The organism is Methylobacterium brachythecii, assembly GCF_014196345.1.
Classification (GTDB): domain Bacteria; phylum Pseudomonadota; class Alphaproteobacteria; order Rhizobiales; family Beijerinckiaceae; genus Methylobacterium; species Methylobacterium brachythecii.
In genome coordinates this window covers 297827-318508 of sequence record NZ_JACIDN010000004.1, presented here as the reverse complement: position 1 = coordinate 318508, position 20682 = coordinate 297827, and the positions used below count along the sequence as shown (strand labels likewise).

15 protein-coding genes are annotated in these 20682 nt (G+C 68.5%); 12 read left to right on the top strand and 3 right to left on the bottom strand.

Translation table 11 applies throughout. From position 1 onward, the window contains the following. Positions 1 to 2 precede the first annotated feature (2 nt). A complete protein-coding gene (locus tag GGR33_RS12745) occupies positions 3 to 1877 on the bottom strand; it encodes a glycoside hydrolase family 15 protein (RefSeq protein ID WP_183505644.1) in 1875 nt (624 codons plus the stop codon). A 137-nt stretch (positions 1878 to 2014) separates the two neighbouring features. Beyond that, positions 2015 to 2641, bottom strand: coding sequence for a hypothetical protein (locus GGR33_RS12740; protein ID WP_183505642.1), 627 nt, complete (start codon positions 2639 to 2641; stop codon positions 2015 to 2017). A gap of 315 nt (positions 2642 to 2956) precedes the next feature. Between GGR33_RS12740 and GGR33_RS12735 the strand changes: the two genes are divergently transcribed. The 11 genes from GGR33_RS12735 to GGR33_RS12685 all read left to right on the top strand — a co-directional run bounded on the left by GGR33_RS12735 (position 2957) and on the right by GGR33_RS12685 (position 17792). After that, on the top strand, positions 2957 to 3544 hold the full coding sequence (locus tag GGR33_RS12735) for an ANTAR domain-containing response regulator (protein WP_183506049.1): 588 nt from the start codon (positions 2957 to 2959) through the stop codon (positions 3542 to 3544). Then, positions 3541 to 4545, top strand: coding sequence for a CmpA/NrtA family ABC transporter substrate-binding protein (locus tag GGR33_RS12730; protein WP_183505640.1), 1005 nt, complete (start codon positions 3541 to 3543; stop codon positions 4543 to 4545). The genes GGR33_RS12735 and GGR33_RS12730 overlap by 4 nt, the downstream gene beginning before the upstream one ends. A 322-nt stretch (positions 4546 to 4867) precedes the next feature. After that, positions 4868 to 6157 carry a CmpA/NrtA family ABC transporter substrate-binding protein gene (locus GGR33_RS12725; RefSeq protein WP_183505638.1) on the top strand — a complete coding sequence of 430 codons (1290 nt, stop codon included), beginning with the start codon at positions 4868 to 4870 and terminating at the stop codon, positions 6155 to 6157. After that, entirely contained in the window at positions 6157 to 7026 is an 870-nt protein-coding gene (ntrB, locus tag GGR33_RS12720) for a nitrate ABC transporter permease (RefSeq protein WP_183505636.1), read from the top strand. The genes GGR33_RS12725 and ntrB overlap by 1 nt, the downstream gene beginning before the upstream one ends. 11 nt (positions 7027 to 7037) lie before the next feature. Further along, a complete protein-coding gene (locus GGR33_RS12715; protein WP_183505634.1) occupies positions 7038 to 7835 on the top strand; it encodes an ABC transporter ATP-binding protein in 798 nt (265 codons plus the stop codon). 177 nt (positions 7836 to 8012) lie between these two features. Then, positions 8013 to 9263 carry an NAD(P)/FAD-dependent oxidoreductase gene (locus GGR33_RS12710; protein ID WP_183505632.1) on the top strand — a complete coding sequence of 417 codons (1251 nt, stop codon included), beginning with the start codon at positions 8013 to 8015 and terminating at the stop codon, positions 9261 to 9263. Positions 9264 to 9275: 12 nt separating this feature from the next. Then, a complete protein-coding gene (locus tag GGR33_RS12705; protein WP_183505630.1) occupies positions 9276 to 11081 on the top strand; it encodes a NirA family protein in 1806 nt (601 codons plus the stop codon). Continuing rightward, positions 11078 to 12682 carry a sulfite reductase subunit alpha gene (locus GGR33_RS12700; RefSeq protein WP_183505628.1) on the top strand — a complete coding sequence of 535 codons (1605 nt, stop codon included), beginning with the start codon at positions 11078 to 11080 and terminating at the stop codon, positions 12680 to 12682. The genes GGR33_RS12705 and GGR33_RS12700 overlap by 4 nt, the downstream gene beginning before the upstream one ends. Positions 12683 to 12870: 188 nt before the next feature. Continuing rightward, the gene (locus GGR33_RS12695; RefSeq protein WP_183505626.1) at positions 12871 to 15558 is read left to right on the top strand and encodes a nitrate reductase; all 2688 of its coding nucleotides are present in this window, start codon (positions 12871 to 12873) and stop codon (positions 15556 to 15558) included. Between the two features lie 46 nt (positions 15559 to 15604). Further along, entirely contained in the window at positions 15605 to 17059 is a 1455-nt protein-coding gene (gene cysG, locus GGR33_RS12690) for a siroheme synthase CysG (RefSeq protein WP_183505624.1), read from the top strand. 142 nt (positions 17060 to 17201) lie between these two features. After that, the gene (locus tag GGR33_RS12685; RefSeq protein WP_183505622.1) at positions 17202 to 17792 is read left to right on the top strand and encodes an SCO family protein; all 591 of its coding nucleotides are present in this window, start codon (positions 17202 to 17204) and stop codon (positions 17790 to 17792) included. Here GGR33_RS12685 and GGR33_RS12680 read toward each other — a convergent pair. Further along, entirely contained in the window at positions 17699 to 19534 is a 1836-nt protein-coding gene (locus GGR33_RS12680; protein WP_343068495.1) for a glycosyltransferase family 2 protein, read from the bottom strand. The two genes, GGR33_RS12685 and GGR33_RS12680, sit on opposite strands and share 94 nt — an antisense overlap. 118 nt (positions 19535 to 19652) lie before the next feature. Here GGR33_RS12680 and GGR33_RS12675 point away from each other — a divergent pair, with 118 nt between their 5' ends. Further along, on the top strand, positions 19653 to 20642 hold the full coding sequence (locus tag GGR33_RS12675) for a transporter substrate-binding domain-containing protein (protein WP_425488778.1): 990 nt from the start codon (positions 19653 to 19655) through the stop codon (positions 20640 to 20642). Positions 20643 to 20682 lie beyond the last annotated feature (40 nt).

Genomic DNA, 20682 nt, shown 5'->3' with positions numbered 1-20682 from the left:
CGTCATAGCGGCAGGGCGGTGGCCGGTGAGGCCGAGGACGTCTCTTCGTCCTCATCCTCGACGTCGTCCGCCTCGGCTGCGCCGCGTTTCGCCTCCGGCGACTCCGCGCGGCTGTAATTGAGGATCGTGTTCACGAGTGCAACGTGTGTGAACGCTTGCGGGTAGTTCCCCACCAGGCGTTTGCGCTTGACGTCGTACTCTTCGGAAACGAGCCCGAGGTCGTTGCAGATCCCGATCAGCCGCTCGATGATCGCGCGCGCTTCGTCGCGGCGGCCGAGGCCGATCAGGTTGTCGGCATACCAGAAGGTGCAGGGCAGGAAGGCGCCCTCGTTGCCCGGTAGGCCATCGACGTTGCCGCCCTGCGCGTCCACGGTCTCGTAGCGCAGCACGAAGCCGTCGCGCACCAGGTGCTTCTCCACCGCCGCGACGGTGCCGACAACGCGCGGATCGTCCTGCGGCAGGAAGCCGACATGGGCGATGAGCAAGACACTCGCATCGAGCGCCTTCGATCCGTAGGACTGAACGAAGCTGTTCAGCTGCTTGTCAAATCCCTTCTCGCAGACTTCGGCATGGATCTCGTCGCGCAGCCGGCGCCAGAGGGCGAGGGGGGCGTTGGGGCTCTCCTCCTCGGTATGGCTGCGGATCGCCCGGTCGAAGGCCACCCAGGCCATGACCTTGGAATGCACGAAGTGGCGCGGGCCGCCGCGCACCTCCCAGATGCCCTCGTCCGGCTCGCGCCAGGCCGTCTCGAGGTGGCCCAGGATGGCGCGACCGACCCGCCAGCCGTCCTTGTCGCCGAGCATGCCGCGCTGGCGGGCCTGGTAGAGCGCGTCGAACAATTCGCCGTAGACGTCGAGCTGGAACTGCTCGATCGCCGCGTTGCCGACGCGCACCGGTCGCGAGCCCTCGTAGCCCGGCAGCCAGTCGAGCTCGATCTCGGGCAGAAGGCGCTCGCCGGCGATGCCGTAGAGGATGTGGGCCTGCTCCGGGCTGCCGGCGACGGCGCGCAGAAGCCAGTCGCGCCAGGCGCGGGCCTCCTCGATGAAGCCCGAATCCATCAGCGCCATCAGCGTGAAGGTGGAATCGCGCAGCCAGCAGAAGCGGTAGTCCCAGTTGCGGACCCCGCCGAGATCCTCCGGCAGGGAGGTGGTGGGCGCGGCGACGATCCCGCCGGTCGGCCGGTAGATCAGAGCCTTCAGCGTGAGCGCCGAGCGCTTGAGCATTGCGTCCCAGGGCGTGCCGGTAGCGCATCGGTCGGACCATTCGCGCCAGAAGCGGTTGGTCTCGGCGAGCACCTTGCGCGGCTCGATCGGCGGCGGGTCTTCGCAATGCGAAGCGCCGTAGCTCAGCACGAACCAGACGCTCTCGCCCTCGTGGACAGTGAATTCGCTGACCGTGGTGTTGCCGGAGCCCCGCAGCGGCGCATGAGTGCGCAGCACGACCTTGTGCGGGCCGGAGATGGCGCGCAGGTCGCCGAGCTCGTTGCGTGACACCCATGGGGTGGACGAGCCGTAGTCGAAGCGCACGGCGAGATCCATGCGCATGGCGACCCGGCCCTTGCGGCCCTCGACGAGGCGGATCAGGTGCGATCCGTCGGCCGCCGGCATGTAGTCGGTGACGCGCACCTCGCCGGCATGGGTGGTGTGGTAGGTATCGAGGACGAGCGAGCCGGTGCGGTAGCGCCAGGATTGCTCGGCATTCTCGGCCACCGGCGCCAGCTTCCAGAAGCCGTGGTCCTCGGTGCCGAGTAGCCGCGCGAACAGGGCGGAGGCGTCGAAGCGCGGCCAGCACAGCCAGTCGATGCTGCCGTCGCGTCCGACGAGGGCCGCGGTGCGCCCGTCGCCGATCAGCGCGTAATCCTCGATCCGACCTGCCATGGAACCTCGGGCAACGGCGCATTCCGGGCCGTCAGACCCGAGTTAGGGCCGGTTTCGGAGCGATCCAGCCCACTCACGCTTTCCTGACGCCGAGCTGTGTTGCAGTGCCGTCAGAGCCGCTTTGCGCGACAGCCGGCTCAGCGCGCGCTGGCGAGCAGTTCGACCACGGAGCCACCGAGCGAGGCGGCGCCGTTGCCGACGCTGCCTCCGATGCTGCGGGCGCGATCGACCCAGGAGGCCGCGGTCGCGGCGAACGGCAGGGCGCCGGTGGGCAACATGTCCTCGTCCGCCTCGCTCTGGGCACGCATCGATGCCGGAGCCGACTCCGGCTCGGAAGCTGCCTTGGCCGGTGGCGTCCGCACCGCCGTTTCGAGGCGTCGCGTCTCGACGCAGCGCGGCCCGGTGCAGGCGCGACGGCTCGCGGAAGCCGAGCGTGTGGAACGTGTCGCGGGAGCCTTGGTCTCGGCAAGCTGCGGGGCATGCAAGGTCAGCGGATGCAATCGCGCGAAGGCGAGGGCCGCGGGAATGGCGGGCGCCGTCTCGGATCCCGGCAGCACTGGATGGAATCCGTCGGCGCCGGCGGGGGAGACCTCCGCCGTCACGACGGAGGCCGCCGGCGCGACCGGAGCGGAGGAGGGGCTGCATAGCAGGGACAGGAGGCCGACGGCGAACGCGGTCAGGAGCGTCGGCAGGAAGGGCAAGGCCGATCCGCGCGCCGCCGAGAGCGTTTCCACTCCGGGATCACGGGGGGCACATGCGCTCATCGGCTGAAGCCTCCGGTTCGCCTCGAACCAGCATTTGCCGTCTGGTTTGCGGCGGAACCGGGGCCGTTTCGTCTCCGCCGTGAAACAAATGCTTTCGCAGTGCCGCCAGAGAGCCGCACCTTCGTCAAAGCGCTTCGGCCCAAGGAGACGTCGGCGGGCCGATCTTGGCCTAGGAAGCGAAGATGCATGGCTCGCGGCTCGTCGAAGAGCCGGTTGCCCCTCTCGGACGTTGCCATGGCCGCGGGCACGCGGCTTGCACATCCGATCGCCGCCACGCTACCGCAACGCCACCCCGCCACCCCGCATCCGGCCTCGATGACCGAGACCAGCCTCACCGTCGCCGTGATCGATCCGAGTCGCGCGCGCGCCGCAATCCTCGAAGAAGGCTTGCGCGCCGCCGGGGTCGGCACGGTAGTCGTCGTCGCCGACGGACCCGATCTGCAAGCGCGGGTCGCGGCGCTGAAGCCCGACGTGGTCGTGGTCCATCTCGAGAGCCCGAGCCGCGATATCCTCGAGCAGATGTCGGGCATCGCCCGGCACGCGGAGCGGCCCGTGGCGATGTTCGTCGACCGTTCCGACGCCACCATGATGCAGGCGGCGGTGGATGCCGGCATATCGGCCTATGTCGTCGACGGTCTGCGCACCGAGCGCATCAAGTCGATCCTCGACATCGCGATCCTGCGCTTCAACGCCTTCGCCCGACTGCAGCGCGAGCTGCTGGAGGCCAAGAGCGAGCTTGCCGACCGCAAGGTGATCGACCGGGCCAAGGGCATTCTGATGAGCCGCAAAGGTCTCTCCGAGGATGAGGCCTACAAGCTCCTGCGCAAGCAGGCCATGAACGAGAAGCGCAAGATCATCGACATCGCCCGGGCGATCGTCACCGCGGCGGATCTGCTCGGATGAGGGTCGATCTCGGATACGTCCCGCTCACGGACGCCGCCCCGGTTCTGGCCGCGGCCGAACTCGACTTCGCCCGCGATGAGGGGATCGAGCTCGTGCTCCACCCCGAACCGTCCTGGGCGACCCTGCGGGACCGGCTGGCACTCGGCTATCTCGACGCCGCCCACATGCTGGCGCCGCTGGCGCTGGCAACCCGGCTCGGCCTATCCGGTCCCCAGGCGGATCTGGTGGCGCCGATGGCGCTGAACCTCAACGGCAACGCCATCACCCTGTCCCTGCCTCTCTGGGAGGCGATGGCGCCGGAGGCCGACGACCTCGATGCGGTGGCCTCGGCCTTCGGCCGCCTCGCCCTTGCGCGGGCCCGGGAGGGCAGGCCGCTGAGCATCGCCACCGTGCACCCGTTCTCCTGCCACAGCTACCAGCTCAGGATCTTTGCCGAGCGCGGCGGCATCGATCTGGAGCGGACGGTCCGGATCGTGGTGGTGCCTCCGCCTCAGACGGTCGATGCGCTCTCGCGCGGCGAGATCGACGGGTTCTGCGTCGGCGCGCCGTGGAACAGCATCGCGGTCGCCGCAGGCCTCGGGCGCATCGCCGCCCTCGGCTGCGAGATCGTGCCCGACTGCCCGGAAAAGGTGCTCGCCGTGCATGCAGGGCAGGCTGAGGCGCTGGCACCGCTGGTGCACGCCGTCACGCGCGCCGGGATCTGGTGCGGCGATCCAGCCAATGTCGGTGAACTGGCTGGGCTGCTCTCGGAAAAAGGCGGCCTCGGGCGCGAGACCGACCTGATCCGGCGCTCCCTGACCGGCCATCTCGTCGTGGATACGGCCGGGACGCGCCGAACCGATCCCGACTATCTGCGGCTCGGCGCCGACGTGCAGGCCCCCCGCCCGGAGCACGCGCTCTGGCTGGCCCGCCAGATGGCTGCCTCGGGTCAGGTCTCGGATGCGGTTCAGACGGCCGAGGCTGCGAGAGTCTTCTACCGGCCCATATTGCACAAAGCTTGACCAATCGGCGGGCGCAGCCTGCCGCATTGCAGCAAGAAGCATCACCCGCCTTATTTTTGTGCAGCGCACTTTCTGCGGCAACAACAATCACGCCTTCTTGAGGCGCTGCTTTTTAATTCATACAAATCAATAACTTATAAAAACTCGATCACGTTGGCACGGATCGTGCGACCACCCTCGCATCCGTCAACGGCGACGGGTTTCTAGCCGTCAGCAAGGCCGCTGATCCGGATCATCCACCCGCGATTCCATCGCGCGGACGATCTCGACCAGCGGCCTTCTTTGTTCGACCGCCGTGAGGGCGGCGAGGCGTGGGGACATCATGGACTTCGATCGCAGCAGCACCCGTCGAGGCATTCTGAAGGGCGCTTCCGGCGCCCTTGCGCTGGCCGCCGCCGCGCGTACTGCACTTCCCGGCGGCGCCTTCGCGCAGGGCGCGGGTCCCGAGGTCAAGGGCGCCAAACTCGGCTTCATCGCGCTGACCGACGCGGGCCCGCTCTTCGTCGCCAAGGAGAAGGGCTTTTTCGCCAAGTACGGCATGCCCGACGTCGAAGTGCTGAAGCAGGCCTCCTGGGGCACGACGCGCGACAACCTCGTGCTCGGCTCCGAGGGCAACGGCATCGACGGCGCGCACATCCTCACGCCGATGCCCTACCTGATCTCGTCCGGCCGCGTGACGCAGAACAACGTGCCGGTGCCGATGTACATCATGGCCCGGCTCAACCTGAACGGGCAGTGCATCTCGGTCTCGAAGGAGTACATCGACGCCAAGATCGGCGTCGACACCAAGCCCTTCAAAGCCCTGCTCGACGCCAAGAAGGCGTCCGGCAAGTCGATCAAGGCCGCCATGACCTTCCCGGGCGGCACCCACGATCTCTGGATCCGCTATTGGCTCGCCGCCGGCGGCATCGACCCCGACAAGGACATCGAGACCATCGTCGTGCCGCCCGCCCAGATGGTGGCGAACATGAAGGTCGGCACGATGGACTGCTTCTGCGTCTGCGAGCCGTGGAACGAGCAGCTCATCCACCAGGGCATCGGCTACACCGCGCTCACCACCGGCGAGCTCTGGAAGGACCACCCGGAGAAGTCCTTCGCGATGCGGTCGGCCTGGGTCGACAAGTATCCCAACGCCGCCAAGGCGCTGCTGATGGCGGTGATGGAAGCCCAGCAATGGTGCGAGAAGGTCGAGAACAAGGAAGAGCTGGCCGCCATCGTCGCCAAGCGCCAGTGGATCAACGTTCCGGTTGCGGATGTGATCGACCGGATGAAGGGCAAGTTCGACTACGGCACCGGCCGCGTCGTCGAGAACAGCCCCGTCGCGATGAAGTTCTGGGCCGATAACGCCTCCTATCCCTACCAGTCGCACGACCTCTGGTTCATCACCGAGGACATCCGCTGGGGTAAGTACGACGCGAATTTCGACGGCAAGTCGCTGATCGCGAAGGTCAATCGCGAAGACCTCTGGAAGGATGCGGCCAAGGCGCTCGGCGTCACCGCGATGCCGAGTTCGACCTCGCGCGGCAAGGAGACCTTCTTCGACGGTAAGGTCTTCGATCCAGCCGATCCGGCCGCTTACCTCTCCAGCCTCGGCATCAAGAAGGTGGCGTGATGGCATCCAGCTCCGCTCTCTCCACCAGCCTCGGCACGGCCGCCAAGGCAGCCGCGAAAAGCCGCGGCCCCTTCGTGACGATGAAGGGCATCCGGGCGGTCTGCGCCCGGGTGATCCCGCCCATCGTGGTGCTCGCCGGCTTCCTGCTGCTCTGGCAGGTGCTGTGCTCCTCGCCGACCGCAGGCCTGCCGTCGCCCTCACGCGTGGTCACGGAAGCCTGGGACATCATCGCCCATCCGTTCTTCGACAATGGCGGGACCGACAAGGGCCTGTTCTGGCACCTCTCGGCGAGCCTGCAGCGCGTCGCGCTGGGCTTCTCGCTCGCTGTCGTCGCCGGGGTCCTGCTCGGCACGCTCGTCGGTCAGTCGGACTGGGCCATGCGCGGCCTCGACCCGATCTTCCAGGTGCTGCGCACGATCCCGCCGCTCGCCTGGCTGCCGCTCTCACTCGCCGCCTTCCGTGACGGTCAGCCCTCCGCGATCTTCGTGATCTTCATCACCTCGATCTGGCCGATCATCATCAACACAGCGGTCGGCATCAGGAACATTCCGCAAGACTACCGCAACGTCGCCGCGGTCATCCGGCTGAACCCGATCGAGTTCTTCTACAAGATCATGCTGCCCTCGGCGGCGCCGTACATCTTCACCGGCCTGCGTATCGGCGTCGGCCTGTCCTGGCTCGCCATCGTCGCGGCCGAGATGCTGATCGGCGGCGTCGGCATCGGCTTCTTCATCTGGGACGCGTGGAACTCGTCGCACATCAGCGAGATCATCGTCGCCCTCGTCTATGTCGGGATCATCGGCTTCTTCCTCGATCGGCTGGTGGCCGGCGTGGGTGCGCTCGTGACCCGCGGCACCAGCGCAGCCTGAGGAGAACGAGTATGTCCCACCTGAATCTTTCCAAGGTCGGCATCAGCTTCACCCGCGCCGGCAAGACGTCCGAGGTGCTGCGCGAGGTCGACCTCACCATCGCTAAGGGCGAATTCGTCTCGATCATCGGCCATTCGGGCTGCGGCAAGTCGACGGTGCTCAACATCGTCGCCGGCCTGCTCAAGGCCTCGACCGGCGTCGTCCTGCTCGACGGCAAAGAGGTCAACGCGCCCGGTCCCGACCGCGCCGTGGTCTTCCAGAACCACTCGCTGCTTCCTTGGCTTACCGTGCGCGAAAACGTGGCGCTCGCCGTCGACAAGGTGCTTAAGGGCAAGAAGTCGCGGACCGAGCGCGCGGAGTGGATCGAGCACAACCTCGCTCTCGTGAACATGATGCACGCCGCCGACAAGCGTCCGGCCGAGATTTCCGGCGGCATGAAGCAGCGCGTCGGCATCGCCCGCGCGCTCGCCATGGAGCCGAAGGTGCTGCTCATGGACGAACCGTTCGGGGCGCTGGACGCCCTGACCCGCGCGCATCTCCAGGACTCGATCATGGAGATCCAGATGCGGCTGAAAAACACCGTCATCATGATCACCCACGACGTCGACGAGGCCGTGCTGCTCTCCGACCGCATCGTGATGATGACGAACGGCCCCTCGGCCACGATCGGCGAGATCCTCGAGGTTCCGCTGAAGCGCCCGCGCCGCCGGCTCGAGCTCGTCGAGGACGCCGCCTACGTCCATGCCCGCGCCGCGGTGCTGGAATTCCTCTACGCCCGCCACGCCAAGCCCGCCGCCCTCGCGGCTTGAGGCAGCAACGTCACCGCGCCGCCCCGCCCTTGAGCTCACCCTGAGCTGCCCGCGCCAGCGGGCATCGAAGGAGGGCTCCAGGGATCGCGGGCGGCATCTGGAGCCCTCCTTCGAGGCCTCCGCTTCGCTCCGGCGCCTCGGGATGAGGTGCTGGATGGGATAAACGCAGCCAGTCCAATGGACGCATCGTCTGCCCAGACCAAGGAACGGCTCGTCGTCGTCGGCAACGGCATGGTCTCGCTCCGCTTTCTGGAGCGGCTGACGGAACGCGCGCCGGGTCGCTTCGACGTCACCGTCGTCGGGGCCGAACCGGTCGCCGCCTATAACCGCGTGCTGCTCTCCTCACTGCTCGGCGGGGAGGTCGACGAGGCAGCCTGCGGCTTCCGCGGACTCGATTGGTACGCCGAGCACGGCATCCGCCTGATCACCGGCGCGCCCGTCACGACGATCGACCGGGAGAATGGGCTGGTTGTCGTCGGCGAGACCCATGTGCTGCCCTTCGACAGGCTGGTGCTGGCAGTCGGATCGCTGCCGATCCGGCTGCCGCTGCCGGGAGCCGACCTCCCCGGAGTCGTCACGTTTCGCGACTTCGCCGACGTCGCCGCGATCCGGGCGGCCGCCGTGGAACATGCCAGGGCCATCGTCATCGGTGGCGGCTTGCTCGGACTCGAAGCGGCCGTCGGTCTTGCCCGGCTCGGCGTCGACACGACGCTGCTGCACGTCATGGACCGGGTGATGGAGCGCCAGCTCGACCACAACGCTGCCCGCCTGGTGAAGGCGGCGATGGAAGCGCGCGGCGTAAAAATGCTGCTCTCGGCCAACACCGCCTGCATCGAGGGCGATGGCCGCGTCGAGCGCCTGGTCCTCAAAGACGGCACCGTGCTGCCGGCGGACCTCGTGGTGATGTCGGTGGGCATAAAGCCATCGACCGCGCTGGCGCAGGAATGCGGCCTCGAGATCGGGCGCGGCATCAAGGTCGACGACCGGATGACGACGTCAGATCCGAACATCTTCGCGCTCGGCGAATGCGCCGAGCATCGCGGCATCGCCTACGGCCTCGTCGAGCCGGCCTATGAGCAGGCCGACGTGCTCTCGCGGCATCTCATCGGCGAGGAGGCGGCCTATTGCGGTACCTCCCTGGCGACGAGCCTCAAGGTCTCGGGCCTGCCCGTGTTCTCCGCGGGCGTGGTCGATACGCCCGACGGCGCCGAGGCGGTCGTGCTGCACGATGCGGCCGCCGGCCTCTACCGCAAGCTGACCATCGAGGATGGCCGGCTCACCGGCGCGCTCTTCGTCGGCGACATCTCCGAACAGGCACGGTGCAAGGAACTGATCCGCACCGGCGTCGCCCTCGCCGCGGAAGACCGGGACGACCTGATGTTCGGGACGCCCGCCGCCACCCCCACCAAGACATCCCTAGCAGCGTGAAGGACGCCAGGAATGGCTGACGAATCCATCGCTCAGGACTTCAACGCCGAGCAGAAGCGCTACCTCGAAGGCTTCGCCTCCGGCATCGCCGCAGCCCGCCTGACCGGTGGCCTCGCCATCGGCGGTGGCACCGGTGGGCCCCCGGCCGAACCGACCGGGCCTGACGCGATCCACATCAAGGCGCAGGACCGCACCGTAAAGGATGGCGGCAAGCTCTGCGACCAGGAGAAGTGGAAACGCGCCGAGAACCCGTTCGAGGGCCATAACCGCCTGATCAAGGAGGCGGCCGCCGGCACCCAGCCGAAGCCCGAGGACAATTTCCGCTGGCGCTATCACGGCCTGTTCTGGCTCGCGCCGAACAAGACCCACTACATGTGCCGCCTGCGCATCCCGAACGGGATCATGCATCACTGGCAGTTCGCGGGCGTCGCCGACCTCGCTGATGCCCATGGTGGCGGCTACGCGCACGTCACCACCCGCGCCAACCTGCAGGTCCGCGAGATCACGCCGGAGCATGGCCAGCCCTTCCTCGACGGGCTGACCGATCTTGGCCTCACCGCGCGCGGCTCGGGCGCCGACAACATCCGCAACGTCACCGGCTCGCCCACCGCCGGCATCGACGCGCAGGAATTGCTCGACACCCGCCCGCTGGCGCGCTCCTGGCACAACTGGATCGTCAACGACCGCTCGCTCTACGGCCTGCCGCGCAAGTTCAACGTCGCCTTCGACGGCGGCGGGGTCATGCCTGTGCTGGAGGAGACCAACGATATCGGCTTCCAGGCGGTCGAGGTGGCGGAGGGAGCGGGAATCGAACCCGGCGTCTGGATGCGGCTCGTGCTCGGCGGCATCTCCGGCCACAAGGACCTCGCCCGCGACACCGGCATCGTCCTCAAACCCGAGGAGTGCAACCAGGTCGCCGACGCGATCATCCGCGTCTTCATCGAGAACGGCGACCGCACCAATCGGGCCAAGGCGCGGATGAAATACGTTCTCGATGCCTGGGGCTTCGACAAGTACCTCGCCGCCGTCGAGGAAAAGCTGGGTCGCAAGCTCGACCGCGTCGCCCCCGAGCACGTCGCGCCACGCAAGATCACCGACCGGTTCAGCCATGTCGGCGTGCACAAGCAGGTCCAGGAGGGCCTGAACTGGATCGGCGTAGTGCTCCCGGTCGGCAAGATGACCACCGGCGAGATGCGCGAACTCGCCAAGATCTCGTCCGAGTGCGGTGACAGCCAGATCCGTCTCACCGTCTGGCAGAACTTCATCTTTTCCGGCGTCCCGGATGCCAAGGTCGCCGAGGTCGAGAGCCGCGTCGAGGCGCTGGGGCTCACCATCAAGGCCGCCGGCATCCGCTCGGGACTCGTGGCCTGTACCGGCAGCAACGGCTGCAAATTCGCCGCCGCCGACACCAAGGGCGATGCGATGATCATCGCCGCGCATGTCGAGCGCACGGTGATCCATCTCGACGTGCCGGTGAACGTCCACCTCACCGGCTGCCACCACTCCTGCGCCCAGCACTACATCGGCGATATCGGCCTGATCGGCGCCCGGGTCTCGGTCGGCGAGGATGGCGACACCGTCGACGGCTACGACATCGTGGTCGGCGGCGGCTTCGCCGAGAACCCGAAGATCGGCACCGAGATCTGGAAGGCGATCAAGGCCGAGGATTGCCCGGGCCGGGTCGAGGCCCTGCTCAAGACCTATCTCGCGCTCCGCGAGAGCAAGGACGAGAGCTTCCAGGCCTTCACCGCCCGCAAGGGGCCGGAGGCCCTGCGCGACGCCGCCGAAGACCAGCCTGCTCTCAAGGCCGCAGCATGACCCAGCACGTCTCGCCCCCGCTCGTCCTGATCCCCGAGACCGCGCCGTTCGATCCGGACCAGCGCGCCTGGCTGTCGGGGTACTTCGCGGCCCTGCTCGGCCCCGCCGTCGAGGGCGCGACGGCGCTCGCGCCGGGGGAGGGCCCCTCGGGTGGGCCGAAGCTCGCCGACAACGACGATGCGCCCTGGCACGATCCGGCGATGGCCATCGCCGACCGCATGGACATGGCCAAGGAGCGGCCGGAGCCGCAGAAGCTGATGGCCGCCATGGCCCAGCAGGATTGCGGGCAGTGCGGCTACAACTGCGCCGACTACGCCAACGCGATCTTCCTCAAGAAGGAAGAGCGACTAAATCTCTGCCAGCCCGGGGGCAAGGAAACCCTCCGGATGCTGAAGAAGCTCGACGAGGAGTTCGGCGCCTCGGGCGGCGCCGCTCCCGCCCCGGCGGATGCCGGTGATGCGCCGAAGCAGGAGGTCGAGCTCGGCCCCCTCGGCTTCTGCCGCGAGAACCCGGTCCACGCCACCTTCCTGTCCCGCACCCGCCTCAACGCGCCGGGCGGCGAGAAGGAGACCTGGCATATCGAGATCGACCTCAAGGACACGCCGATCGACTACGTGGTCGGCGATTCCCTCGGGCTGTTTCCCGCCAACGCTCCGGCGCTCGTCGACGCGGTGATCGCAGAGCTCGGCGCCCGCCCCGAGCGGATCATCGCCGGCCGCACCCTGCGCGACGCGCTGCTCAGCGACTATTCGCTGGGTGCCGCGCCGGACGGGCTGTACCAGCTCCTCTCGCTCCTCACCTCCGGCGAGGCGCGGAAGAAGGCGCAGGCGCTCGCTGCCGGCGAAGACCCCGATGGCGATGCCGGTTATCTCGACGTGCTCGGCGCGCTCCACAAGTTCCCCGGCGCCCGGCCCGATGCCGAGGTCTTTCTGGAGTCGCTCGACGAGTTGCAGCCGCGGCTCTACTCGATCTCCTCCTCACCGAAGATGGATGTCGGCAAGGTCTCGCTGACCGTCGACGCGGTCCGCTACAACCACCGCTCGCGCCTGCGCCTCGGCGTCGCCTCGACGCATCTGGGCGAGCGCATCCCCGAGCAGACCAAGGTCAAGATCTACCTGCAGAAGGCGCATGGTTTCGCCCTGCCGGAAGACCTGTCCAAGGACGTGATCATGTGCGGGCCGGGCACGGGTATCGCTCCGTTCCGCGCCTTCTTGCGCGAGCGCGCCGCGACGCAGGCGGCGGGCCGCAACTGGCTCTTTTACGGCCACCAGCGCCAAGCCTCGGACTTCTTCTACAAGGACGAGCTGACCAAGCTGCGCGACGACAAGATCCTGAGCCGCCTGTCTTTGGCCTGGTCCCGCGACGGCAAGGAGAAGACCTACGTCCAGGACCGCATGCGCGAGAACGGCGCCGACCTCTGGAAGTGGCTCGAGGGCGGCGCGCATTTCTACGTCTGCGGCGATGCCAAGCGCATGGCCAAGGACGTCGAGCGCGCCATCATCGACGTCGCCGCCGAGCATGGCGGCAAGAATCCCGACGAGGCCGTGGCCTACCTCGCCAACCTGAAGAAGACCGGGCGGTATCAGGCGGACGTCTACTGAGGCGCGACCTGCTCTCCTTCCCCCTTGCGGGGAGGAGGTGGATGTGGGGGTCGGCCAGGATAAGGCGTTGCAGCGCCTCCTGCACCACCCCCCACCCCTTACCCCTCCCCGCAAGGGGGAGAGGATCGCACGGCACCGGCCCGACTCTTGCTGCTCCCGACCCCGAAACGCCAGCCGAGGATCACGCGATGACCGTGCCCGTGTCCGACGCCATCCCCCCCGTCGTGAAGACGACCTGCCCCTATTGCGGGGTCGGCTGCGGCGTGCTGGCCACGCCGGACGGCAAGGGCGGAGCCAGTGTCGCGGGCGACACCGAGCATCCGGCGAATTTCGGGCGCCTCTGCTCCAAGGGCTCGGCGCTCGGCGAGACCCTCGATCTCGATGACCGCCTGCTCCATCCGATGGTCGATGGCGCGCGCGTGTCCTGGGAGAGCGCGCTCGGCACCGTCGCGGGCGGCCTGCGCAGGATCACGGAGCGGCACGGGCCGGACTCGATCGCCTTCTATCTCTCTGGCCAGCTCCTCACCGAGGATTATTACGTCGCCAACAAGCTCGCGAAGGGCTTTTTGGGCACGCCGCATGTCGACACGAATTCCCGGCTCTGCATGTCGAGCGCGGTCGCGGCCCACCGCCGCGCCTTCGGCTCGGACACGGTGCCGGGCTGCTACGAGGATCTCGACGAGGCCGATCTCCTCGTCCTCGTCGGCTCCAACACCGCCTGGTGCCACCCGATCCTGTTTCGCCGCATGGCCGATGCCAAGGCGAAGCGCGGCACCCGGATCGTCACCATCGATCCGCGCCGGACCCAGACCGGCGAGGAGGCCGACCTGCATCTCGGGCTGAGGCCCGGCACCGATACGGCGCTGTTCTCGGGCCTCCTGGTGCATCTCGCGACGCAGGGCGCCGTCGACCGCCGCTATGTCGCCGAGCACACGGCCGGCTTCGATGCCGCGTTGGAACGCGCCCAGAGCATCGCACCGAGCATCGCCGCCACGGCGGCCGCAACGGGCCTGCCCGAGGCCGACGTGCTGGCCTTCTTCGAGCTGTTCACCCGCACCCGCCGGGTGGTTACCTGTTTCAGCATGGGCGTGAACCAGTCGGCGCAGGGGACCGACAAGGGCAACGCGATCATCAATTGCCACCTCGCCACGGGGCGGATCGGCCAGCCCGGCATGGGGCCGTTCTCGCTGACCGGCCAGCCCAATGCGATGGGCGGCCGCGAGGTCGGGGGCTTGGCCAACATGCTGGCCGCCCACATGCATTTCGCCCCGGAGGAGGTCGACCGGGTCCGCCGCTTCTGGGATGCGCCCAACATCATCACCGGCGAGGGGATGAAGGCGGTGGCGATGTTCGAGGCCATCGCCCGGGGCAAGATCAAGGCGCTCTGGGTGATGGGCACCAACCCGCTCGTCTCGATGCCGCGCGCCGACGCGATCCGCGAGGCCATTGCCGGGCTCGACCTCTACGTCGTCTCGGAGGTTCTCTCCACGACCGACACGGCGCGGGCCACGGCGACGAAGACCGTGCTGCTGCCGGCCCATGCCTGGGGCGAGAAGAGCGGCACCGTCACGAATTCCGAGCGGCGCATCTCGCGCCAGCGCAGCTTCCTGAAGGCCCCCGGCGAGGCACGGGCCGATTGGGCGATCATGAGCGACGTCGCCAACCGCCTCGGCCACGGCGCCTCCTTCGCCTACACCTCCGCCGCACAGATCTTCCGCGAGCATGCCGCGCTCTCGGCCTTCGAGAACGAGGGCAGCCGCGACTTCGATCTCGGCGCCCTCGCCGACCTCAGCGACCGCGGCTACGACGCCGCGCCGCCCGTGCAATGGCCGCTGCCGAAGCGCTCCGCCGATCCCCGGAAGGGCAGGGCGCGGCTCTTCGCGGACGGGCGATTCTACACCTTCGACGCACGCGCCCGCTTCGTCGCGGTGCAGCCGCCGGCCCTGGCGCTGGCGCCCACCGCCGAGCGGCCCATGATCCTGAACACCGGCCGCGTGCGCGACCACTGGCACACCATGACGCGCACCGGAAAGAGCCAGCGCCTCTCGGCCCACCGCGCCGCGCCGTTCCTCGAGATCCACCCCGACGACGCCGCGCGCCATCGCCTGACCGATGGCGGCTTCGCCCGCGTGACCACCGATCATGCCAGCGCGATCCTGGAGATCGCGGTCACCGACGGCGCGCAGCGGGGCACGATGTTCGCGCCCATGCACTGGAGCGACATGACCGCCTCCAACGGACGCGTCGTCGCGCTAGTGCGCGGCGTGCCGGACCCGGTCTCGGGCCAACCCGAATTGAAGGCGACGCCGGCCTCCGTCGAGCCCGTCGCCTACCGCTCGCGCGGCTACCTGCTGACCCGGTCCACCATGCCCGCGCCGGCCGGCTGGTGGTGGGCGCGGGCGACCGTGCAGAGCGGCTCCGGCTTGATCTTCGCGACGCAGGACGGCTCGCGGGAGGTGGCTCTGGCCCTGCGCGGGCTGTTTCCGGGCCACGAGATCGCCGAGTATTCCGACCACGCCCGCGGGCTCTACCGGCTCGCCGTCTATCGCGACGGCCGCCTGACGGCCTGTCTCGCGGTGGAGGCCGGCGAGCGCAGGCCCGATTGGGAGCTCGCCAAAAAGATCTTTGCCGCTCCCGAGATCGAGGCCGTCGATCGACGCTCCCTGCTCTCTGGACGGGCGCAGACGGCCTCGGCCGGGCCGGTAATCTGCGCCTGCCACGGCGTCGGGCTCGACGTCATCACCGCCTCCATCGCGGCCGGGGCCGGCTCGGTCGAGAAGGTCGGCGCGGCCTGCAAGGCGGGCACGAATTGCGGCTCGTGCATCCCAGAGATCCGCAAGCTGCTGCCCGCAACGCTTGCGCGCGACGCTGCGTGACGTCACGTTCCGCGTGATTTCCCGAGCGAGACCCCCGCTGACCGCGATGAGCACGCCCCGCCAACCCCGCGAAACCCGCGCCGGCCTCGAGCCGCTGGCGGTGCTGCCCGTCTTCGTGCCGCTGCAGGGCAAGCGTGCCGTGCTCGCCGGCTCCAACGGCGGCGCCCCCTGGAAGGTGAAGCTGCTCGCCGCCGCCGGGGCGCGGGTCGACGTCTATGCCGCCGAACCGAGCGAGGAATTGCTGGCCGTGCCCGGCGAGATCGCCGCCGGCTCGGTGACGCTGCACCAGCGCGGCTGGACGCCTGAGGATCTGGCGGGCGCGGCCTTCGCCATCGGCGCGATGGAGGACGAGGACGATTGCATCGCCTTCGTCGCGGCCGCGCGCGCGGGCGGCGCCATCGTCAACGCCGTCGACCGGCCGCATCTCTGCGATGTGAAATTCGGCGCCATCGTCAACCGCTCGCCGCTGGTGGTGGGCATCTCCACCGAGGGCGCGGCCCCCGTCTTCGGGCAGACGGTGCGGGCGCGCATCGAGGCGATGCTGCCGCGCGGCTTTGCCCGCTGGGTCGCCGCCGCCCGCGACTGGCGTGACGGCGTCACCGAACGCTTCCACGGCTTTGCCGAACGCCGGGGCTTCTGGGAGCGCTTCACGGACCGCGCCTTCGCCGAGCCCGACCGCGCGCCCACCGAGACCGATCTCGCCGAATTGCTCGGTGAGACTGAGGCCGCCCCGAAGGGCGGCGCGGTGACCCTCGTCGGGGCAGGGCCGGGCGATGCCGAGCTCCTGACCCTCAAGGCGCTGCGGGCGCTCCGCAATGCCGACGTCATCCTCTACGACGATCTCGTCGCCCGCGAGATCCTCGACTATGCGCGCCGCGAGGCCCGCACCATGCTCGTCGGCAAGACCGGGCACGGTCCCTCCTGCCGCCAGGACGACATCAACGCGCTGATGATTTCGCTCGCCAAGTCCGGCAAGCAGGTGGTGCGCCTGAAATCCGGCGACCCCCTGGTCTTCGGCCGGGCCGGGGAGGAGCTGGAAGCCTGCGCGCTCGCCGGGGTACCCTGCGCCGTCGTTCCGGGCGTGACCGCCGCGCAGGGCGCCGCCGCCGCTCTCGGCATCTCGCTGACCCATCGCGACGCGGCGCGCCGCCTGCAATACGTCACCGGCCACGACCGCCGCGGCGCGCTGCCCGAGGACCTGAACTGGGGCGCGCTCGCCGATCCGAGCGTGACCACCGTGGTCTACATGCCCAAACGCACCCTCGGCGTCCTGCTGGAGCGCGCCATCGCCGAAGGCCTCGCCCCGGCGACGCCCGCGCTCGTCGTGTTCAACGCCACCCGGCCTGAGCAAGCGACCGTCACCGGCACCGCGGCCAACCTCGCCGCGCGGATCGAGGCGGCCGGCCTCGAAGGGCCCGCGATCCTGATGGTCGGCGACGCGCTCGGCCGGCGCGGGGCCGCGGCCATCGTCGAGACCGCGACGGATCGGCTGGCGGTCTGACTAACGAGCCATGGCTGCCCTCCAGGCGAGCCATGACGCGAGCCACGGTCTGCCCATGATGGCGACAGGCCGCAGGGCCGGGCGCTTGGCGTCATGGGGCTCGTCCGGCTAGAGCTGCGCCCCCCGGCGCCGGACCTCACTCATGCAGCCCAAGTCGCGTATCCTCCTGCCGTTTCTTGCCTTCACGGCGGGCATCCTGCTGCTCTCGGCCGCCGCCGTAGTCTACCTCGTGCCGCAGAGCCGACCCGCTGCGACCAGCGCAGTCGGCGGACCGTTCACCCTGGTGAACCAGGACGGCAAGACCCTCACCGAGCGCGACTTCGCCGGCGCTACGCACTTGATATTCTTTGGCTTTACGCATTGCCCGGACGTCTGCCCGACAACGCTCCAGCAGATCACCGACGTCCTCGCCGCCCTCGGCCCGAAGGCCGACAAGCTCAAGGTCGCCTTCGTGACCGTCGACCCCGAGCGCGACGACCCGGCCGCCCTGAAGGACTACCTTTCGAGCTTCGACCCGCGCATCGCCGGCCTGACCGGCACGCCCGAACAGGTTACCGCCGCGCTCAAGGCCTATCGCGGCTATGCCAAGAAGGTCGAGGACAAGTCCGGCGGCTACGTCATGGAGCACACGGCACTCGTCTACATCATGGACGCAAACAACAATTTCGTCACCGCCCTCAACCTGCAGCGACCGCCGCAGGAGGCGGCCGCGGAGTTGGCGAAGCGGATCTGAGCCCGGAGGCTCGGCGCGTCAGCCGGGCGCCACTGCGCGAGGTGCGGGCCAGCCCATGCTCGGTCTTGTTCCAGCGGTGCGGATGCCGGGCCAGCTCGAAGACCGCGAGCCAGGCCGCAGCGCTGACCAAGCCGAAATAGAACGGCAGCAGGAGCGCCCATGGCATCAGCCCGAACCAGCGGCGGCGCAAGCAGGCAAGCAGCGCCGGGAGCAGCATCGCCATGATACCGCCAATGAAAACCACGTTCGTCCCAACACTCGTGAGCTCTGCCAGCAGGCCCGTCTCCACAGTCGGCCCGACGACCAGCTGATAGACCGTCCAAAGCGGATAAGACGGTCCCCGGCAGAAGCGTGAGCGCGAACAGGCTTCCGAGCGGCCCCAGCCGCCCGGCCGTCTCGGCAGGATTTCGAAGATGGGTGAAGCTCGTCTGCAGAAATCCCTTCATCCAGCGCGTTCGCTGGCGCAGCCAAGGCTTCACCAGCCGCAGGCCCTCCTCCTTGGTGTCACTCGGCAGGTCACCGACATGGTAGCCAGCGAGCGCCAGACGCATCCCGAGATCCGCATCCTCGGTGACGTTCCAGGCGTCCCAACCACGGAGTTCACACAGGACGCGCGTGCGGAAATGTGTCGTCGTCCCGCCCAGCGGCGTCGGCATTCGCCACGCGGCAAGGGCCGGTCCGAGTACGTCGAACAGGGCCGAGTACTCGATGGCGAAGAGCCGCGTCAGCCAGCCATCCTTGTAATTGTCGATGACGAGTCGCCCCTGCAGGCACGCCGTCGTCTTGGGGGCTCGGGCGAACAGCGTCGCGGCGAGCTTGAGCTGCTGTCGCTCGATCACGTCCTCCGCATCGTAGACCACGAGATAGCGGCCGCGGGCCAGCGGTAGCGCGATGTTGAGCGCCCGGGGTTTCGTTCGGGGGAGGCCCGGAGGCGCCGTCACGATCTCGAACCACGGCGGCAAGGCAATCGACCGCAGGGCTTCGGCCGTCTCCACGTCGTCGGCTTCGAGCAGAAGTTTGATGTCGAGCTTCGCCGCTGGATAGTCGAGACTTTTCAACGATCCGACAAGTTGCTCCACGACGCTGGCCTCCCGGTAGAGCGCGACCAGGACGGTGTAGGTCGGGAGTGCCGCGTCGTTCAGGAGACGAAGCTCGGGTGAGGGCTCCGGGCTCGAAGGTACTGCAACGGCACAGAAGCGGACCATCAGCATCGCAACGGTCGCAAGTTGGGTAAGTGCGAGCAGACTCATGCTGAATCCGTTCGGCAAGCTCGTGAAGAGAAATCCCAATCCGACCATGACTCCAACGAGAATGAGGTCTCTCGTCGTCGGACCTGGGCGGCATGACCATTCCGGATGGTGCTGCTTCAGGCCATCTGCCGCTTCGGTCGCGATCTCATCCGCCCGCTGCGCGAATACGGCATGACGCAACCGCATGGGCGTGGTGATGGCCGGCTGGACGCTGCACTGGTTCCAAGTGTCCATAAGGCGTGCGACGGCACGTCCGCGCGGGGCCACAGCGACGAGGGGCCAAAACTTCCGAGCCAACGGAGTAGCCTCGACGTCCAGTACCTCGGCATGGCGCACCCCGTCGTAGAGCCGCACGTCGTCGACGAACGTTGTGCCGAGCGAGAGAGCGAGGGCGCGATAGTATCGTTCCTCGTCGATCGCGCCGGTGTTGAGCAGTGTCGTCAAGGCATCAGCGCGGCACAGGCGTGCCGCTTCCGCCGCGTCGGCGAGCACCCGGTAAGGCATGCCATGCGCGAGCAGGAATCCGATCTCGCGCGGAAGCACGACGGCTTCCGCCGCCGGCTCTTCGCCTAGCGCGCCCCGTGCCACGATGGACCTGTCGAGGACCGCCATGAGGACGCTCCCGAGGGGCTCGACGGTATGGTACGGAGGCAGGGTGAGCCCGATCTCGTCCTCCGTTCCCCAAAGCCATCGCAGCCGCTTGTCATGGGCAAGCGCCGTGCGCGCTCTGGTTGTGCATGGTTTGTTAACCCTCGCCGTATTGCTGGCCGGTGCGGCAGACTCAACACAGGCGCAGGCTCCCGCCGCACCTGAGTCACGGCCGCCGAGCCCCTCCGTCGCGATCCCGAACTTCTGGAATCCCCGCGCCCGCGGCGAGCGCGTGGAGGCGCCACAGCTTGGCCGCCCGGTCCGGTTCCTCACGGACGACGAATTTCCGCCGCTGCATTTCGCCGGACCCGACGGCAACCCGACCGGCTTCTCTGTGGAGCTGGCGCGCGCGGTCTGCGAGCGGCTGGCGATCCAATGCACCGTGCAGGCGCGCCGCTTCGACACGCTGCTCGATGCCCTCGGTGACAAGCAGGGCGACGTCGTCGCCGCGGCGATCCCTCTGACGCCGACCCTACGCGCCCGTTTCCTGGCGACGCGTCCGTATTTCCGCTGGCCAGCGCGTTTCGTCGCGCGGGGCGATAAGGGGCTGCCTGCCCCGTCTGCGGAGGCCCTGTCGGGCAAGAGCGTCGGAGTGATCGAGAACAGCGCGCACGCAGCCTATGTGAAGACTTTCTTCCCGGCCGCGGTCCTGAAACCCTTCCCCGACCTTTCTTCGGCCGAGGCCGCGCTGAGGCGAGGGGAGATCGACTACGTCTTCGCCGACGGGCTCAACCTCGCTCTCTGGATCGGCGGCCAGGACTCCGAGCGCTGCTGCGCCTTCGTCGGCGGCGACTACCTGGAGAACCGCTATTTCGGCGAGGGCATCGGCCTCGTCACGCGCTCGGAGGACGCCGCCCTGAACCGCGCCCTCGACGATGCGCTCCAGCGTGTCTGGGACGATGGCAAATACGCAGAACTCTACCTGCGGTTCTTTCCGGTGAGCCCGTTCTGAAACGTCCGCTTCGGTCGTGACGGGGCGCCCGCGTTGACCG

Bases quoted from the DNA above. Each gene is read 5' to 3' on its own strand.
- GGR33_RS12700 (WP_183505628.1), top strand. From the start codon at position 11,078: ATGACCCAGCACGTCTCGCCCCCGCTCGTCCTGATCCCCGAGACCGCG.
- GGR33_RS12675 (WP_425488778.1), top strand. From the start codon at position 19,653: ATGAGGACGCTCCCGAGGGGCTCGACGGTATGGTACGGAGGCAGGGTG.
- GGR33_RS12685 (WP_183505622.1), top strand. From the start codon at position 17,202: ATGCAGCCCAAGTCGCGTATCCTCCTGCCGTTTCTTGCCTTCACGGCG.
- GGR33_RS12730 (WP_183505640.1), top strand. From the start codon at position 3,541: ATGAGGGTCGATCTCGGATACGTCCCGCTCACGGACGCCGCCCCGGTT.
- ntrB (WP_183505636.1), top strand. From the start codon at position 6,157: ATGGCATCCAGCTCCGCTCTCTCCACCAGCCTCGGCACGGCCGCCAAG.
- GGR33_RS12745 (WP_183505644.1), bottom strand. From the start codon at position 1,877: ATGGCAGGTCGGATCGAGGATTACGCGCTGATCGGCGACGGGCGCACC.
- cysG (WP_183505624.1), top strand. From the start codon at position 15,605: ATGAGCACGCCCCGCCAACCCCGCGAAACCCGCGCCGGCCTCGAGCCG.
- GGR33_RS12725 (WP_183505638.1), top strand. From the start codon at position 4,868: ATGGACTTCGATCGCAGCAGCACCCGTCGAGGCATTCTGAAGGGCGCT.
- GGR33_RS12710 (WP_183505632.1), top strand. From the start codon at position 8,013: ATGGACGCATCGTCTGCCCAGACCAAGGAACGGCTCGTCGTCGTCGGC.
- GGR33_RS12695 (WP_183505626.1), top strand. From the start codon at position 12,871: ATGACCGTGCCCGTGTCCGACGCCATCCCCCCCGTCGTGAAGACGACC.
- GGR33_RS12715 (WP_183505634.1), top strand. From the start codon at position 7,038: ATGTCCCACCTGAATCTTTCCAAGGTCGGCATCAGCTTCACCCGCGCC.
- GGR33_RS12735 (WP_183506049.1), top strand. From the start codon at position 2,957: ATGACCGAGACCAGCCTCACCGTCGCCGTGATCGATCCGAGTCGCGCG.
- GGR33_RS12740 (WP_183505642.1), bottom strand. From the start codon at position 2,641: ATGAGCGCATGTGCCCCCCGTGATCCCGGAGTGGAAACGCTCTCGGCG.
- GGR33_RS12705 (WP_183505630.1), top strand. From the start codon at position 9,276: ATGGCTGACGAATCCATCGCTCAGGACTTCAACGCCGAGCAGAAGCGC.